Below are 14689 nucleotides of genomic sequence, written 5' to 3'. Positions count from 1 at the left end.
GCGCACCGGGGTCGACCGAAGTTAGCGTTCATGGCGTGTTCACGAAAACCCCAGCCGATGCGACGGCCACCGGGCCCGCCGCCCCGTCCGCCCCGACCGTCACCCTCGCGTCCGTGCCGGGAGACGCCCCGATCCCGCATTCTGTGGGGGTGAGTGACGACGAGTTCCGAGCCGCCCTGTCCCGCCTCGCCGCCGGCGTGGTGCTGATCACCGCCCATGACCCGGACGACGGACCGCAGGGCGAGGACGTGGGCATGACCGCCTCCGCGTTCCTGTCCGTCTCCCTCGCCCCGCCCCTGGTGATGGTGAGCGTTCGCAACGATTCACGGATGGACGACCTGCTGGAGCTCCAGCCGTTGTGGGCCGTTTCGGTGCTGTCGGGGCATCAGCGACAGATTGCGGGACGATTCGCGATGAAGGGCCGCATCAGCGACAGACTCCTCTTCAACGACATCCCCTTCATACGGGGCGAAGCGTCCGGCGCTCCGCTCATCGGGGGCGCGCTGGCGACCCTGGAGTGCCGCACCGAGCAGCGAGTCGTGGCCGGCGACCACACCCTCGTCATCGCCCGCGTCCTGGCGAGTTCGGTGTCGAGCGAGGACGACGGGCCGCTGACGTACTTCCGGGGGAAGTACCGCCAGTTGGGGTGAGGCACCGGGGGCGAACGCCGCGGGACGGGGCCGGGCGGTCAGGTCCAGTCGCGGCCCGAGCGGCCGCGCTTGGTGTCGCCGCGCTGCTTCTTCTCGCGCAGCCGGCGCTCGTTGATGCCCCGCGGGATCCGTGACTTACGGCGCGGCTTGGGCGGCGGCGCGGTGGCCTCGGCGAGCAGCGCGGCCAGCCGCACGGCGGCGGTCTCGCGGTTACGCCATTGGGAGCGGTGCTCCGAGGCGCGCACGGACAGCACGCCGTCGACGAGTCGGCCCGCCAGCCGCTCCAGGGCGCGCTCCTTCCACACCGGCGGCAGCGCCTGCGTCCTGTGGAGGTCGAAGCGCAGCTCGACCTGGCTGTCGCTGGTGTTGACGTGCTGGCCGCCCGGGCCGGAGGACCGCGAGAAGCGCCAGACGAGCTCGGCCTCCGGAAGGGCGACCGAACCGCGGATGACATAGGGCCCGGACATGCGTCCTATGATCCCGCGCGCCGCGGAACCCGTCACCCGCTTTTCCCGGTCCATCGCGCCACATTCACCCGCAGGATTCGGCAAAGAAAGTAAAGAGACCTGGAACCTCCCGGTCCCCTGATGGCGTTGTGGTGGGTGACGGTAGCTTCGTGCGCAGTACGGAGCCCGACGCTTCGACGAGTCGACAAGGAAAGGGACATCCCATGGCTGTAAGCCTGTCCAAGGGCGGCAACGTCTCCCTCACCAAGGAGGCACCGGGCCTGACCGCCGTCACGGTCGGCCTCGGCTGGGACGTCCGCACCACCACCGGCACGGACTTCGACCTCGACGCGAGCGCCATCGCGGTCAACGGCAGCGGCAAGGTCTACTCGGACCAGCACTTCGTCTTCTTCAACAACAAGGCCACGCCGGACCAGTCGATCGTGCACACCGGTGACAACGTCACCGGCCAGGGCGAGGGCGACGACGAGCAGATCAACATCAACCTCGCGGCGCTGCCGGCCGACATCGACAAGATCGTCTTCCCGGTCTCCATCTACGACGCCGAGAACCGCAGTCAGAACTTCGGCCAGGTGCGCAACGCCTTCATCCGCATCATCAACCAGGCCGGCGGCGCCGAGGTCGCCCGCTACGACCTCAGCGAGGACGCCGCCACCGAGACCGCCATGGTCTTCGGCGAGCTCTACCGCAACGGCGCCGAGTGGAAGTTCCGCGCCGTGGGCCAGGGTTACGCCTCGGGCCTCGTCGGCATCGCGCAGGACTTCGGCGTCAACGTCTGAGCCATCCGCCTGATTTCCGGCGCACGGCGCGCATCGGAGGGTCGGTTCCCCTGGGGGAGCCGGCCCTCGGCGCGTTTCCGGGGGTCGCGGCCGGGCGGCCGCGCGCCGCCGCGTCAGGCGACCGCGTCCGCCGCCTCCCCCGGGGTCGGGGTGGCCAGCGTCGCCACCTCGTCCAGGGACAGCCCCAGCGTCCCGGCCAGCGCGGCCACCGTGAAGAACGCCGGTGTCGGCGCCCGCCCGGTCTCGATCTTCCGCAGCGTCTCGGCGGACAGCCCCGCCGCCGCGGCGACGTCGACCATGCTGCGCCCGCCGCGCGCCGCACGCAGCAGCGCACCGAGCCGCTCGCCGCGTTCACGTTCCCAGGGAGTCAGTGGAGTCCGCACCATGCCCGTGATACTAATACCGGTAAAGAAATACCGGTAAAGAAATAACGCCTGTCGGCAGCACGACCGGCGTTCTCGGGAGGTCACAGGCATGGTGGAACTCAAGACGGATGCCCAGATCGATGCGATGCGGGCGGCCGGCCGGGTGGTGGCCGACGCGCTGGCGGCGGTGCGCGCGGCGGCAGCGCCGGGCGTGCGCCTGCTGGACCTCGACGAGGTCGCCCACGCGGTCCTGCACGAGGCCGGCGCCGACTCACCGTTCCTCGGCTACCGCCCGTCCTTCGCCCCCACCCCGTTCCCCGGCGTCCTGTGCGTCTCCGTCAACGACGCGATCGTGCACGGCATCCCGGACGGCTCCCGGCTGCGCGACGGCGATCTGGTGAGCGTCGACTGCGGCGCCCTCCTGGACGGCTGGGCCGGCGACGCGGCCCTCAGCTTCACGGTCGGCACCGCCCGCCCCGAGGACCAGCGGCTCATGGACACCACCCGGCAGGCCCTGGAGGCGGGCATCGCGGCAGCCGTCGCCGGCGCCCGGATCGGCGACATCGCCCACGCGGTCGGCACCGTCGGACGCGCCGCCGGCTACGGCATCCCCGAGGACTTCGGCGGACACGGCATCGGCCGCCGCATGCACGAGGACCCCGGGGTCCCCAACGAGGGCCGCCCGGGCCGCGGCCTCGTCCTCCGCCCCGGTCTGGTCCTGGCCATCGAGCCGATGTTCCTCGCCGGCGGCAAGGACACCTACTACGCCGACGACGACGGCTGGACCCTGCGCACCACGGACACCTCCCGCGCCGCCCACTTCGAACACACGGTGGCCGTGACGGAGGAGGGGCCGCGGGTGCTTACGGGGGCGTAGGGGTGGGGGAGCGTGTGCGGGGGGCAAGCGCGCCAACGGCAGGCTCTCCCGTCATCGGCTGAGGCGGCCGCCCGCGACAGCCGACGCGCCCGGTGACCCGCCACACCGGCGTGACACCATCAGCACGTGATCGACGTCGGCTACTCCCTCTCCCGCCGCTTCCCGGACCCGCCGCAGACGGACTACCGGACCGCGGACGTGCGCACACTGCGCCACGACCTCTTCTGCGGCGACGTCTACCTTGCCGACACCAAGACGGACCGCGAGCTGTCCACCGCCTGGGGCTGGGTGCCCGTGCTCGACTTCGCCTGGGCACTGTGCGACATCGTCGAACAGCTCGACACCGACCCCCGCGGCAACCGCTCCGCCCGCCCGATCCACGCCGAGCTGGACTTCACCGAATCCGCCGACCGGATCTTCTTCGAGCGCCGCTTCGGCTGGGTGGACGTCGACGCCGACTGGATGACGGCCGACGAGGCCCCGCTCACCTTCAACCACTCCGCGCTGCGCCGCGAGGCCCGCGACTTCCTGCACGACCTGATCGCCGACCTCACCGATATGCACGACGGCCTCGGCGACAACCCCGCCATCTGGGACCTCCAGGCGCGCTTCCCCCGCGTCTGACCACCACGTGCACCCCCCATAGCCACCCCTCCCCCGTCAGCCCCTCACTCCACCCGGACCCCTATCTGTGCGGCGAACGCCGGGGCGAGGTCGAGCAGTTGAGCCGCGCTGATCACCGCGCCCGCCAGCCGGTCAATGCCCCGCGCGATGTCCACCGTGCCCGCACCCCGCAGATCGACGTCCTTCATCCGCGCCTCGGAGAAGTCCACCCCCGCCAGGGTGCAGTCGTCGAACGTCACCCGCTCCAGCTGCGCCCCCGCGAAGTCCGCCTCGATGAGCACGCACCCCTCGAAGGCGACATCCTTCAGCTTGGCCCTGCGCAGATTCGGGAAGTCGATCTTCCCGCCGCGCACCACCACCCGCTCCAGCACCGCGCCGTGCAGTTGCGTCCCGCCCAGCCGGGGATCCGACACCTCCACATCGCGCAGCGAGGCCTGGGACAGATCCGTACCCACTCCCCGCACCCCGCTCAGCACGCTGTCGATGAACCGCGCCCGGCTCAGCCCCGCCTCGTCGAGCGTGCACCTCCTGATCGCGCAGTCCATGAACCGGGCACCGCGCGCCGACTGCCCGCCCCAGTCGGCGTCCGCGAACTCCAGTCCGTCGTAATCCCCCTCCGGCTCCAGCTCCCGGCCGTCATACGCGGTCAGCTCCGGCAGCCGCACCTCCGGACGCCGCACCGCCCGCACCGTTCCCTTGTCGCGCCCTGCCACGCGCTCACCGCCTTCCGTCCCGCCGCGCCGCCCTCGCCGGCCCACGACCTCCGCCACCTGCACGACCCATCGTGAACCACCCCACTGACAACACCCTCCGACCTGCGACGCAGCCCCCGAACCCCCGACGCCGACCGCCGAAGGGCCGGCCCCGGAGACTCCCCTCCCTGCCACCCCTAGCGCACGACGGCCAGCTCCCGCCCCGTCTCGTTCAACCGCCGCCCGCCCGACTCGGTGCACGTCACGATGTCCTCGATCCGCACGCCGAACCGCCCCGGCAGATAGATCCCCGGCTCGATCGAGAAGCACATCCCGGGCACCAGCGTCAGATGCTCGCCCTCGACCAGATACGGCGGCTCGTGGGTGGTCACCCCGATGCCGTGGCCGGTCCGGTGGATGAAGTACTCGCCGTACCCCGCCGCCTTGATCACCTTCCGGGCCACCCGGTCGACGTCCTGGCACGCGACGCCCGGCCGCACCGCCTCGAACGCCGCCTGCTGCGCCTCCCGCACGATGTCGTGCACCTTGCGCTCCTCGGCACCCGGCTGCCCGACGTGCACCGTCCGCGTCGTGTCCGAGCCGTACCCGTCCTTGAGGCCACCGAAGTCGAGCACGACCATGTCGCCCTCCTCGATGACCCGCTCGCCGGCCTCGTGGTGCGGATTGGCGCCGTTCGGGCCCGAACCGACGATCGTGAAGTCCACCTGGCTGTGCCCGTGCTCGCGCAGCAGCCGCGCCAGATCCGCCGCCACGTCGCACTCCCGCCGCCCGCCGAAGGGCAGCCGCACGATCTCCTCGTACGTCGCGTCCGCGGCGGCCCCGGCCGCGGCCAGCCGCGCCACCTCATGGGCGTCCTTGACCGCCCGCAGCATCGGCAGCCCCTCCGACAGCGCCGCGTACGCGCTGCCCGGCAGCGACCGCTGGAACCCCAGCAGATGCATCGCCCACGTCGAGTCGGACACCCCGTAACGCCTCTGCGGGTGCACCCACTTGGCCACCTCGGCATACGGGTCCGCACCATCGGCCCACCCGGACACCTCCAGCGCCCCCGCTCCCGTGGAACGCTCCGCGTCCGGCTGCTCCAATACGGGCACCAGCAGCCGCGAGCGCCGCCCCGGCTCGATCACCAGCGCGGTGAGCCGCTCGGTGACCGCCGTCGGCCGGTAGCCGCACAGCCATGTCAGATCCGGCCCCGGCGTCACGATCAGCCCGGCCAGCCCGGCGTCGGCGGCGGCCCGACCCGCCCGCTCCATCCGCCGCTCGTAGTCCTCACACGTCATCGAAGTCGCCATGCCGCCGAACCTACGCCGCCCCACCCCCACCGGCCCACCGACCGGGCCGTCTTGTCGCCCCGCACCGACTGTGCTCCCCTGGAGGCGAGTTGAACCAACGGGCGGGAGCGGTGTGGGGGACTTACGCACGGAGCGGTGGCGCCGCTACGGACACGACCGCGTCTACGTGAACCGCGCGGCGGATTCGGCCGCGGTGGCCTGGTACGACTGCAGAACCGGCAAGATCAACATCCTGGACGAGAGCTACCGCGTCGAAGCCCTGTCCGCCCTGGCCCCGTTCCTGACCTCCGATCCGGACGTCACCCCCACCACGGAGCCACCGAGCCGCCCCGCTCCCCCACCGGCCACCGCACCGCCGCCGAGCCAGGACCTGGCCGCGAACAAACCGGGAGCCTCACTACGGCGCCGGATCGACGAGCTCGAACCGAGCCCCCTCCTCCGCACGCTCAAACGATGGTTCGGCCTCGACGCCGCATTACGCCCCTGGGTAACCGGCCTCCGGGGCGAGCGCATCGCGGGCCAGAGCCTGAACCGGCTCCGCCGCGACGGCTGGTTCGTCCTGCACTCGGTGGAACTCCCGAGCGGCGCCGACATCGACCACGTGGCCATCGGCCCACCCGGCGTCTTCACCATCAACACCAAGCACCACAAGGGCAGCAGAATCTGGCTCGGCGACCACACCGCCATGGTCAACGGCCACTCGACCCCCTACGTCCGCAACAGCCTCTTCGAAGCACGCAGAGCCGCCCGCCTCCTCACCCACACCTGCGGCTTCCCCGTCGACGTCCACCCCGTACTGGCCGTGGTCGGCGCCACCACCCTGACCGTCCGCACCACCACCCCCTCCGTCCACCTGATAGACGGCTCCCACGCAGCCCACGCCCTCTCCACCCTCTCCCCCGTCCTCACCCCCTCCGACATCCAACGCATCCACACCGCCGCCAGAGCGGGAAACACCTGGCTGACCACGCCCGATGGATCCTGACCACACATGAGACTGCCGGCGCCCTGACACGCTCGAACCAGCGGCCGCCGCCGGAGGCACCCACCTACGCTGACCCACACCACTGGCCCGCTCTGGATGCCCACCGCGCGCCACCGCCCGCGCGCTGCTCAAGCAGGGGTGCGACGTGCGTAGTTGTCATCGGCAGCACACCTCACGTGCGCAGCGTGCCGCCAAAGCGTCTCCACCAGTCGGCCGGGTCGACGACCCGCTGTCCACCCCGATGTGAGCTTCGATCGTCGAGACCGCCCCTCCAAGCCCACCCACTGTGTCGCCACTCCGCCCCCCGCTGCACGGCTGGGCCACATCGCGACAGCAGGCAGGCAGCCGATCGGGGCCGGGGCGAAACCACTCCGGGCTTCCTGCAACCAGCCCCTGAAACGGCCGCTCAATCGGTACTGATCCCGACAGGCATCGCCGCAGATGTCACCCGCGAACGTCAGAAGCCCCAGGCCACCACCGGCCCAGGGCTTCCTCCCTGCTCAAGCTAAGAGCCCCCTGTCGGATTCGAACCGACGACCTTCGCTTTACAAGAGCGGTGCTCTGGCCAGCTGAGCTAAGGAGGCGTGCGTGTTGCAGTGTACCCAGGGTCGACGGATGTCCGTTCCCCGATTCGTGACTGCAGGCCTACTGACAGGGGGAGCGGGCGCGGGTAACGTCACGGAGAGTCCATATCAGTGGACTACACCACTCCTTTTACTCGGATCGTCCGGCACGTTCCTGCCGGTGAAGGGATTTATCACCATGGCTACGGTCACGTACGACCAGGCAACCCGTATCTATCCGGGTACCGACAAGCCCGCCGTCGACAAACTGGACATCGCCATCGAGGACGGCGAGTTTCTGGTCCTGGTCGGCCCCTCCGGATGCGGCAAGTCCACCTCTCTGCGGATGCTCGCGGGGCTGGAGGACGTCGACGGAGGCGCCATCCGCATCGGGGACCGCGATGTCACCCACCTTCCGCCCAAGGACCGGGACATCGCCATGGTGTTCCAGAACTACGCGCTCTATCCGCACATGACGGTGGCGGACAACATGGGCTTCGCGCTCAAGATCGCCGGGGTGCCGAAGGCCGAGATCCGGCAGAAGGTCGAGGACGCGGCCAAGATCCTGGACCTGACCGAGTACCTGGGGCGCAAGCCCAAGGCGCTGTCCGGCGGTCAGCGGCAGCGCGTCGCGATGGGCCGGGCGATCGTCCGTGAGCCGCAGGTCTTCCTGATGGACGAGCCGCTGTCCAACCTGGACGCCAAGCTGCGGGTGCAGACCCGTACGCAGATCGCCGGGCTGCAGCGCCGGCTCGGCATCACCACGGTGTACGTCACGCACGACCAGGTCGAGGCCATGACGATGGGCGACCGGGTCGCGGTGCTCAAGGACGGTCTGCTGCAACAGGTCGATTCGCCGCGGAACATGTACGACCGGCCGGCGAACCTGTTCGTGGCGGGCTTCATCGGGTCGCCCGCGATGAACCTGGTCGAGGTGCCGATCACCGACGGCGGCGTGAAGTTCGGCAACAGCGTCGTGCCGGTCAACCGCGAGGCGCTGGCCGCGGCCGCCGACAAGGGCGACCGCACGGTGACGGTCGGCGTGCGCCCCGAGCACTTCGACATCGTCGAGCAGAACGGCGACGCCGCGAAGTCGCTGTCCAAGGAGACCGCGGACGCGCCGGCGGGCCTCCCCGTCACGGTCAACGTCGTCGAGGAACTCGGCGCCGACGGCTACGTGTACGGCGCCGCGGAGGTCGGCGGCGAGGTCAAGGACCTGGTCGTACGGGTCAACGGCCGCCAGGTCCCGGACAAGGGCGCCCGGCTGCACGTCGTGCCGCGCCCCGGCGAGACGCATGTCTTCTCGACGTCGTCCGGGGAGCGCCTCACCGACTGAGCACGGATCGGGAAGCGGATGAGAGCGGCGGCGGTCCGGGGAGGAACTCGGTACCGCCGCCGCTGTGCTGCCCGACTGCGCGACATGCCGCTATGCGGACATAACCGAGGTTTTCCTACCAGTTCGTCAACACCCGTACCGCACTGACGGGCCATTGCGTCCCTCGATCCGGTGACCAAATGTCGCCAAATCATCACTCCTCGCTACCATCTCGACCGTGAACTCCGCAGCCCGCCGCATCGGCAGAACTCTCGCCCTGGTCCTCCCCGTCGTCCTCGTGCTGTCCGGGACCCTCGCGGTCACCCGCGTCCCCTGGGCCACGACGGCCACCGACTCACAGGTGCTGACCGCGTCCACCGGAAGCGCCGCCAAGGCCGCGCACCTCGCCCCCGAGGAAGCCCTGCGCCAGCGCCTGCTGGTCGAGCTCCAGGAGAAGGATCCGGGCACCGCCCTGACCCACCTCCAGGAGGCGACCACCAAGCGGCCCTCGCTGGCCAAGCACTGCGCGTCGATCGCCCGTGACCTCGGCCGTGCCGCGGTCGCCAAGTACGGCGCCGCGCACCGTGCCCAGGCCTTCTCCCGCCCGGTCTGCGACACCTCCTTCGCCACCGGCGTCGCCGCCGCCCAGTGACCCCCTCGCGCACCGCATAGGGTGCGCACCATGACAGGTGCCCAGCATCCGCAGCCCACGCAGGCCGTGGTCCTGGCCGGCGGCCAGGGCTCACGTCTCCGCCCGTACACCGACGACCGCCCCAAGCCGATGGTCGAGATTCCCGGTACCGGGACCCCGATCATCGGCCACCAGCTGAACTGGCTGGCCGAGGAAGGCGTCACGGACGTGGTCATCTCCTGCGGGCACCTCGCCGGCGTCCTCCAGGACTGGCTGGCCGACGCCCGGCTTCCCGTGCGCGTCACGACCGTTGTCGAGACCGAGCCCCTGGGCCGCGGCGGCGGGCTCAAGTACGCGGCCGGCTCGCTGCCCCGCCCGGACGAGCCCTGGTACGCCACCAACGGCGACATCTGGACCCGCTTCCCGCTCCGTGAGATGGCCGCCTTCCACCACGAGCGCGACGCCGAGGCCACCCTCGCGCTAGCCCGCCCCCACATCCCGTGGGGCGCCGTGGAGACCGACGCGTTCGGGCACGTCCTGGACTTCATCGAGTCGCCGCCGTCGCCGTATCTCATCAACGCCGGCGTGTACGTCTTCTCCGCCGCCTTCACCGACCTGCTCCCCACCCGCGGCGACCACGAGCGCACCACCTTCCCGCGCCTCGCCCGCGAACGCCGGCTGGCCGGTTTCCCGCTCCCGCAGGGCGCCTACTGGCGCGCGATCGACACCGCCAAGGACCTCACCGAGGCCGCCAAGGAGCTGAGCGCGCAGGGGCGTTGAGAGGCGCCGGGGCGGCCCGTGGAGGCCGCCCCGGCTCCCCGCCCCGTTGAGCCGTGAGGGCCGCAGAAGGCCACGGAGGCGGCTGAGCGCGGCCGCCGCCCGATAACGGCGCCCGGTGGCTAACGGTGGTCCGCCCTCACACCCGTCCGCAGCCGCGCCCCGGCCGTTCTCGCGCCCGCTCCCCCGTCCCCACGCCCCCGTACGGGTCCCGCCCCGTCGCGCCCCCTGGCCCGTGCAGCCGTCCCCTCCCCCGTACGTGCCCGTCCCCCACACACGCCCGTCCCCGACCACCCCGCCCCCCGTGCCGGCCGGTGGATTCGGGCCGTACGGGGCGGGCGGGACGATCGGGGGCGGGGGCTGGAGCGGGGTGGCGGCCGGTCAGCCCAGGAGGCCGCCGAGGGTGTCGCCGCGGCTGGACTCGCCTCCGGAGCCGCTTCCGGAGCTGCCGGTGCCGGTGGTGCCGCCGCCGGTGCCGCCCGCGCTGGTCGGCACCCGGCTCGGTGCCGGGGCGCGGCGGGTGGGGACGGTCTGCTGTGGCGCGCTGGTGGTCGCCCCCGGCTGCTGGGAGAGGCCGCTGGTGCTGCCCGCCGACCGGCCGGTGCCGGGCGCCGAGGCGGACGGGGTGCCGGGCTTGTGGGCCTTGCGCGAGGCGTCCGCGGACGGGGTGCCGGGGCGCGGGACCGCGCTGCCGGGGTGCCGCTTGCCGGGCCGGGCGGTGTGCTTGGGGCGGGGCAGCGGGGAGCCGGGCAGGTTGTTGATCGCGGGCTCGCCGGGCCGCGGGACGGTCGCCACCGTGGCGGACCGCACGGCGCCGCCCAGCAGCGAGCCGATGAGCAGGGTCAGCCCGGCCACCATCGCGGTCATCATGGCGCCGCGGCGCAGCACCCGGCGCCGCAGGTCGGCGACCTCGACGCGCGGGCCGAGCCGCCGCCACGCCTCGCCGGCCAGCCGGCCGTCCATGGAGTAGACCGGGGCGCCCGCGATGATCAACGGGCTCCAGGCGGCGAGGTAGATGATGTGCGGGGCGTCGTAGGCGGGGATGGTGCGCCAGCTGACGGTCATCAGCAGCGCCGCGGACAGCAGGGCGCCGATGGACGCGGCAACGCGCTGCCACAGCCCGCAGATGGTCAGGACGCCGACGACGACCTGGAGGAAGGCGACGGTCAGACCGGCGCCGACCGGGTGCGAGACGGCGAAGTCACGCAGCGGCACGGCCAGCGCCCAGGGGTCGAGCGCCTGGAGCCACTTGACCATCGAGCCCCGCTCGCCGCCGTCGAAGTAGACGGGGTCGCAGAGCTTGCCCATGCCGGCGTAGACGGAGATCAGGCCGAGGAAGATCCGCAGCGGGAGCAGGACGACGCCGAGGTTCATCCGGCGGCCCGGGTAGTACGCGTGCCGCACGGACTCGGCGCCGCGCCGCTTGGCGCCGGGGTCGTAGCCGTCCGGTGCCTCGAAGCGGTCGTCGTCGTAGCCGTCGTCGAACCGACCGCGGTAGGGAGGGTTCCGGTGGGGGTGGTCGCTGTCGTATGCGCTGCCCACGGGGCGTACGCCGCGCAGCAGGGAGTCGGAGTCGGCGGGGCCGCGCTGGCCGATCACGGTCTGGGCGGGGGCGCCGTCGCCGAGGCGGATCCGGGGCAGGACCTGGGTCGTGCCGACGTCCTCGGCCCGGCCGCCGTCGAGGCCGATGCCCGCGTCGCGCACCGCGTGCAGGAGCTGGCTGGTGCCGCCGGCGGTGCCGCCCGGTGCGGTGCGGCCGCTCCACACGACGGGTGCCCGGCGTCGGGCTCCGGCGGCCTGGCTGCCGAGGGCGGGAATGCGCGCGGGGTCCACGGCGTGGCGCGCCACGGGCTCGGCGAGCTGTACGCGGAAACTGGCGTGGTTGACGATGACCTGCGCGGGGTCGCACGGCACCTTGACCGAGCTCAGGCCCGGCTCGTCATCGAAACCCGGCGAGCGTCCCCCCGTAGGCGTGCGGGGTGTTCTGGTGTCCACGCTCATCTAACCGAGTGACCCGCGCTTAAGACACTGCCTTGACCGGGTCGATCTGTCCGAGACCCGTCAAAAGATCACGACATACCGCAAAGACCTACCGTGGGTCAGGCCTTGCCCCAGGGTGGGTGCCGGTACGGACCGTCCACCCCGGGGCACCACGACTCAGCCGCGGCGGCGCGCCGCTTCCCACAGGACGACACCGGCCGCGACACCGGCGTTCAGCGACTCCGCGCCGCCCGGCATCGGGATCCGCACCCGGACGTCACAGGTCTCGCCGACCAGCCGCGACAGGCCCTTGCCCTCGCTGCCGACCACGATGACCACGGGGCCGTCCAGCGCCGCGACGTCCTGGAGCTCCAGCTCGCCGTCCGCGGCCAGACCGACGACCGTCAGACCGGCCTTCTGGTACGACTCCAGGGTCCGGGTCAGGTTGGTGGCGCGGGCGACCGGCGTGCGGGCCGCGGTGCCCGCCGAGGTCTTCCAGGCACCGGCCGTCATACCGGCCGCCCGGCGCTCCGGCACGACCACGCCGTGGCCGCCGAAGGCACACACGGAGCGGACGACCGCACCGAGGTTGCGCGGGTCGGTGACGCCGTCGAGCGCGACGATCAGCGGGTCGTCGCCGTCGTCGAAGGCGGCGGCGGCCAGGTCCTCGGGGTGCGCGTAGTCGTACGGCGGGACCTGGAGGACCAGGCCCTGGTGGTTGAGGCCGTTGGTCATCCGGTCCAGCTCGGGGCGCGGCGCTTCCATCAGGTTGATGTCGCCGCGCTCGGAGGCGAGCTGGAGTGCGGCGCGCACCCGCTCGTCGCTGTCGATGAACTGCTGGACGTAGAGGTTGGTCGCGGGCACACCGTCGCGCAGCGCCTCGAAGACCGGGTTACGGCCGACGACCAGCTCCGCGGTGCCCTTGGCGCCACCGCGGCGCGGCGCCGGGCGGCGCGCCGCGGCCTGCTTCGCCTGGGCGTTGGCGACGCGGTTCTTGACGTGTCCCTTACGAGCGGAGGCGGGCGGGGTCGGGCCCTTGCCCTCCAGGCTCCGGCGCCGCTTGCCGCCGCTGCCGACCTGCGCGCCCTTCTTGTTGGACGTGCGGCGGTTCCTGCGCTGGCTGTTGCCGGCCATGGGTCACCTGTTTCTTCACTGCTCTCGACGTCTCTCGACGTGGAGTGGGTACGTACGTATGGAATGAGTGTCGCCCGAGGCCACCGGGACGGTCGAATCCGGGTGGCCTGCGAAGGGCGGGAGGGGGGTCAGGACAGCGACCACCGGGGGCCGGAGGGGGTGTCCTCGATGGCGAGTCCGGACTGCTGGAGCTGGTCGCGGATGGCGTCGGCGGTCGCGTAGTCCTTGCGGGAGCGGGCGGCCTGGCGCTGTTCGAGGACGAGGCGGACCAGGGAGTCGACCACGCCGTGCAGGTCCGTGCCGCGGTCCGCGCCGCCGGACCAGCTCTCGTCGAGCGGGTCCAGGCCGAGCACCCCGAGCATCGCGCGCAGCTCGGCCAGCCGGGCCACCGCCGATTCCTTGTCGTCGGCGGTCAGCGCGGAATTGCCCTGCCGGACGGTGGTGTGCACGATCGCCAGCGCCTGCGGGACGCCCAGGTCGTCGTCCATCGCCTCGGCGAAGGCCTGCGGCACCTCGGCCGCCGGCTCGACGGGGCCGGCCTTCTCGACGACCCGCTGGACGAATCCCTCGATCCGCGCGAACGCGGACTCGGCCTCGCGCAGCGCGTCCTCGCTGTACTCGATCATCGAGCGGTAGTGCGGGGTGCCCAGGTAGTAGCGCAGCACGATCGGGCGCCAGCGCTTGGCCATCTCCGAGACCAGCAGGGAGTTGCCCAGCGACTTGGACATCTTCTCGCCGCTCATGGTCACCCACGCGTTGTGGGTCCAGTACGCGGCGAAGTCGTCGCCGAAGCCCTTGGCCTGGGCGATCTCGTTCTCGTGGTGCGGGAAGATCAGGTCGATGCCGCCGCCGTGGATGTCGAAGGCTTCGCCCAGGTACTTGTGGGCCATCGCCGAGCACTCCAGGTGCCAGCCGGGACGGCCGCGGCCCCAGGGGGTCTCCCAGCTGGGCTCGCCCTCCTTGGCCGCCTTCCACATCGCGAAGTCGCGCGGGTCCCGCTTGCCGGTCTCGCCCTCGCCGGACGGCTGGCGGAGGTCGTCCAACTCCTGGTTGGAGAGCTGGAGATACCCCGGGAAGGACTTCACGTCGAAGTAAACGTTGCCGTCGGCGGCGTAGGCGTGGCCCCGCTCGATCAGGCCGCGCATCATCTCGATCATCTCGGGGATGTGGCCGGTGGCGCGTGGCTCGTAGGTCGGGCGCAGGCAGCCGAGGGCGTCGTAGGCCGCGTTGAAGGCGACCTCGTTCTCGTAGCCGACCGCCCACCACGGGCGGCCCTGCTCGGCCGACTTCTTGATGATCTTGTCGTCGATGTCCGTGATGTTGCGCACGAACGTCACGTCGTAGCCGCGGTAGGCGAACCAGCGGCGCATGATGTCGAAGTTCAGGCCCGACCTGATGTGCCCGATGTGCGGGGCGGCCTGCACGGTGGCACCACACAGGTAGATCGAGACACAGCCCGGCACGAGCGGGGTGAAGTCGCGAATCTGCCGGGCGCTGGTGTCGTACAGGCGAATCGTCACGGAACCAGGGTAGTCGG

The 14689-nt window shown here is 71.8% G+C and carries 15 protein-coding genes and 1 tRNA gene; 8 read left to right on the top strand and 8 right to left on the bottom strand.

Annotated features, from left to right (window positions below):
• Positions 1 to 35: 35 nt before the first annotated feature.
• The gene (locus tag ACQP17_RS21405; protein WP_433857712.1) at positions 36 to 650 is read left to right on the top strand and encodes a flavin reductase family protein; all 615 of its coding nucleotides are present in this window, start codon (positions 36 to 38) and stop codon (positions 648 to 650) included.
• 38 nt (positions 651 to 688) lie between these two features.
• On the opposite strand, the gene arfB is transcribed toward ACQP17_RS21405, so the two are convergent.
• A complete protein-coding gene (arfB, locus tag ACQP17_RS21400; RefSeq protein ID WP_189101219.1) occupies positions 689 to 1117 on the bottom strand; it encodes an alternative ribosome rescue aminoacyl-tRNA hydrolase ArfB in 429 nt (142 codons plus the stop codon).
• 203 nt (positions 1118 to 1320) lie between these two features.
• Here arfB and ACQP17_RS21395 point away from each other — a divergent pair, with 203 nt between their 5' ends.
• Positions 1321 to 1896 (top strand): TerD family protein, encoded by a 576-nt coding sequence (locus ACQP17_RS21395; RefSeq protein WP_364879333.1) that lies wholly within the window; start codon positions 1321 to 1323, stop codon positions 1894 to 1896.
• Between the two features lie 113 nt (positions 1897 to 2009).
• Here the strand turns inward: ACQP17_RS21395 and ACQP17_RS21390 are convergent, their stop codons facing one another.
• Positions 2010 to 2282 (bottom strand): helix-turn-helix domain-containing protein, encoded by a 273-nt coding sequence (locus ACQP17_RS21390; protein ID WP_433857711.1) that lies wholly within the window; start codon positions 2280 to 2282, stop codon positions 2010 to 2012.
• 88 nt (positions 2283 to 2370) lie between these two features.
• Here ACQP17_RS21390 and map point away from each other — a divergent pair, with 88 nt between their 5' ends.
• Both map and ACQP17_RS21380 read left to right on the top strand, forming a co-directional pair.
• Positions 2371 to 3138, top strand: coding sequence for a type I methionyl aminopeptidase (gene map, locus ACQP17_RS21385; RefSeq protein WP_433857710.1), 768 nt, complete (start codon positions 2371 to 2373; stop codon positions 3136 to 3138).
• Positions 3139 to 3264: 126 nt separating this feature from the next.
• Positions 3265 to 3762, top strand: a complete 498-nt coding sequence (locus tag ACQP17_RS21380) for a hypothetical protein (protein ID WP_433857709.1) — start codon at positions 3265 to 3267, stop codon at positions 3760 to 3762.
• Between the two features lie 44 nt (positions 3763 to 3806).
• Here ACQP17_RS21380 and ACQP17_RS21375 read toward each other — a convergent pair whose 3' ends face one another.
• Both ACQP17_RS21375 and ACQP17_RS21370 read right to left on the bottom strand, forming a co-directional pair.
• On the bottom strand, positions 3807 to 4475 hold the full coding sequence (locus ACQP17_RS21375; RefSeq protein WP_433857708.1) for a pentapeptide repeat-containing protein: 669 nt from the start codon (positions 4473 to 4475) through the stop codon (positions 3807 to 3809).
• Positions 4476 to 4651: 176 nt separating this feature from the next.
• Positions 4652 to 5755, bottom strand: coding sequence for a M24 family metallopeptidase (locus ACQP17_RS21370; protein ID WP_433859962.1), 1104 nt, complete (start codon positions 5753 to 5755; stop codon positions 4652 to 4654).
• 124 nt (positions 5756 to 5879) lie between these two features.
• On the opposite strand from ACQP17_RS21370, the gene ACQP17_RS21365 reads away from it, so the two are divergent.
• Positions 5880 to 6752, top strand: coding sequence for a nuclease-related domain-containing protein (locus tag ACQP17_RS21365; RefSeq protein WP_433857707.1), 873 nt, complete (start codon positions 5880 to 5882; stop codon positions 6750 to 6752).
• A gap of 510 nt (positions 6753 to 7262) precedes the next feature.
• On the opposite strand, the gene ACQP17_RS21360 is transcribed toward ACQP17_RS21365, so the two are convergent.
• Positions 7263 to 7336: transfer RNA gene (locus ACQP17_RS21360), tRNA-Thr, on the bottom strand.
• Positions 7337 to 7514: 178 nt separating this feature from the next.
• Between ACQP17_RS21360 and ACQP17_RS21355 the strand changes: the two genes are divergently transcribed.
• The 3 genes from ACQP17_RS21355 to ACQP17_RS21345 all read left to right on the top strand — a co-directional run bounded on the left by ACQP17_RS21355 (position 7515) and on the right by ACQP17_RS21345 (position 10041).
• Positions 7515 to 8651 (top strand): ABC transporter ATP-binding protein, encoded by a 1137-nt coding sequence (locus ACQP17_RS21355; RefSeq protein ID WP_433857706.1) that lies wholly within the window; start codon positions 7515 to 7517, stop codon positions 8649 to 8651.
• Positions 8652 to 8868: 217 nt separating this feature from the next.
• On the top strand, positions 8869 to 9282 hold the full coding sequence (locus ACQP17_RS21350; RefSeq protein WP_364879351.1) for a hypothetical protein: 414 nt from the start codon (positions 8869 to 8871) through the stop codon (positions 9280 to 9282).
• Positions 9283 to 9312: 30 nt separating this feature from the next.
• Positions 9313 to 10041, top strand: coding sequence for a nucleotidyltransferase family protein (locus ACQP17_RS21345; RefSeq protein ID WP_364879353.1), 729 nt, complete (start codon positions 9313 to 9315; stop codon positions 10039 to 10041).
• 378 nt (positions 10042 to 10419) lie between these two features.
• Here the strand turns inward: ACQP17_RS21345 and ACQP17_RS21340 are convergent, their stop codons facing one another.
• The 3 genes from ACQP17_RS21340 to cysS form a co-directional block, all read right to left on the bottom strand.
• Positions 10420 to 12039, bottom strand: coding sequence for a DoxX family membrane protein (locus ACQP17_RS21340; RefSeq protein ID WP_433857705.1), 1620 nt, complete (start codon positions 12037 to 12039; stop codon positions 10420 to 10422).
• 156 nt (positions 12040 to 12195) lie between these two features.
• Positions 12196 to 13152, bottom strand: coding sequence for a 23S rRNA (guanosine(2251)-2'-O)-methyltransferase RlmB (gene rlmB / locus ACQP17_RS21335; protein WP_433857704.1), 957 nt, complete (start codon positions 13150 to 13152; stop codon positions 12196 to 12198).
• A 128-nt stretch (positions 13153 to 13280) separates the two neighbouring features.
• The gene (gene cysS, locus ACQP17_RS21330; protein ID WP_433857703.1) at positions 13281 to 14672 is read right to left on the bottom strand and encodes a cysteine--tRNA ligase; all 1392 of its coding nucleotides are present in this window, start codon (positions 14670 to 14672) and stop codon (positions 13281 to 13283) included.
• Positions 14673 to 14689: the final 17 nt, after the last annotated feature.

It is taken from the genome of Streptomyces kronopolitis (assembly GCF_050953795.1).
In the GTDB taxonomy this organism is placed as follows: domain Bacteria; phylum Actinomycetota; class Actinomycetes; order Streptomycetales; family Streptomycetaceae; genus Streptomyces; species Streptomyces kronopolitis_A.
Note: the sequence above shows the minus strand (reverse complement) of the source record. Positions and strands in the feature narration are given on the sequence as shown.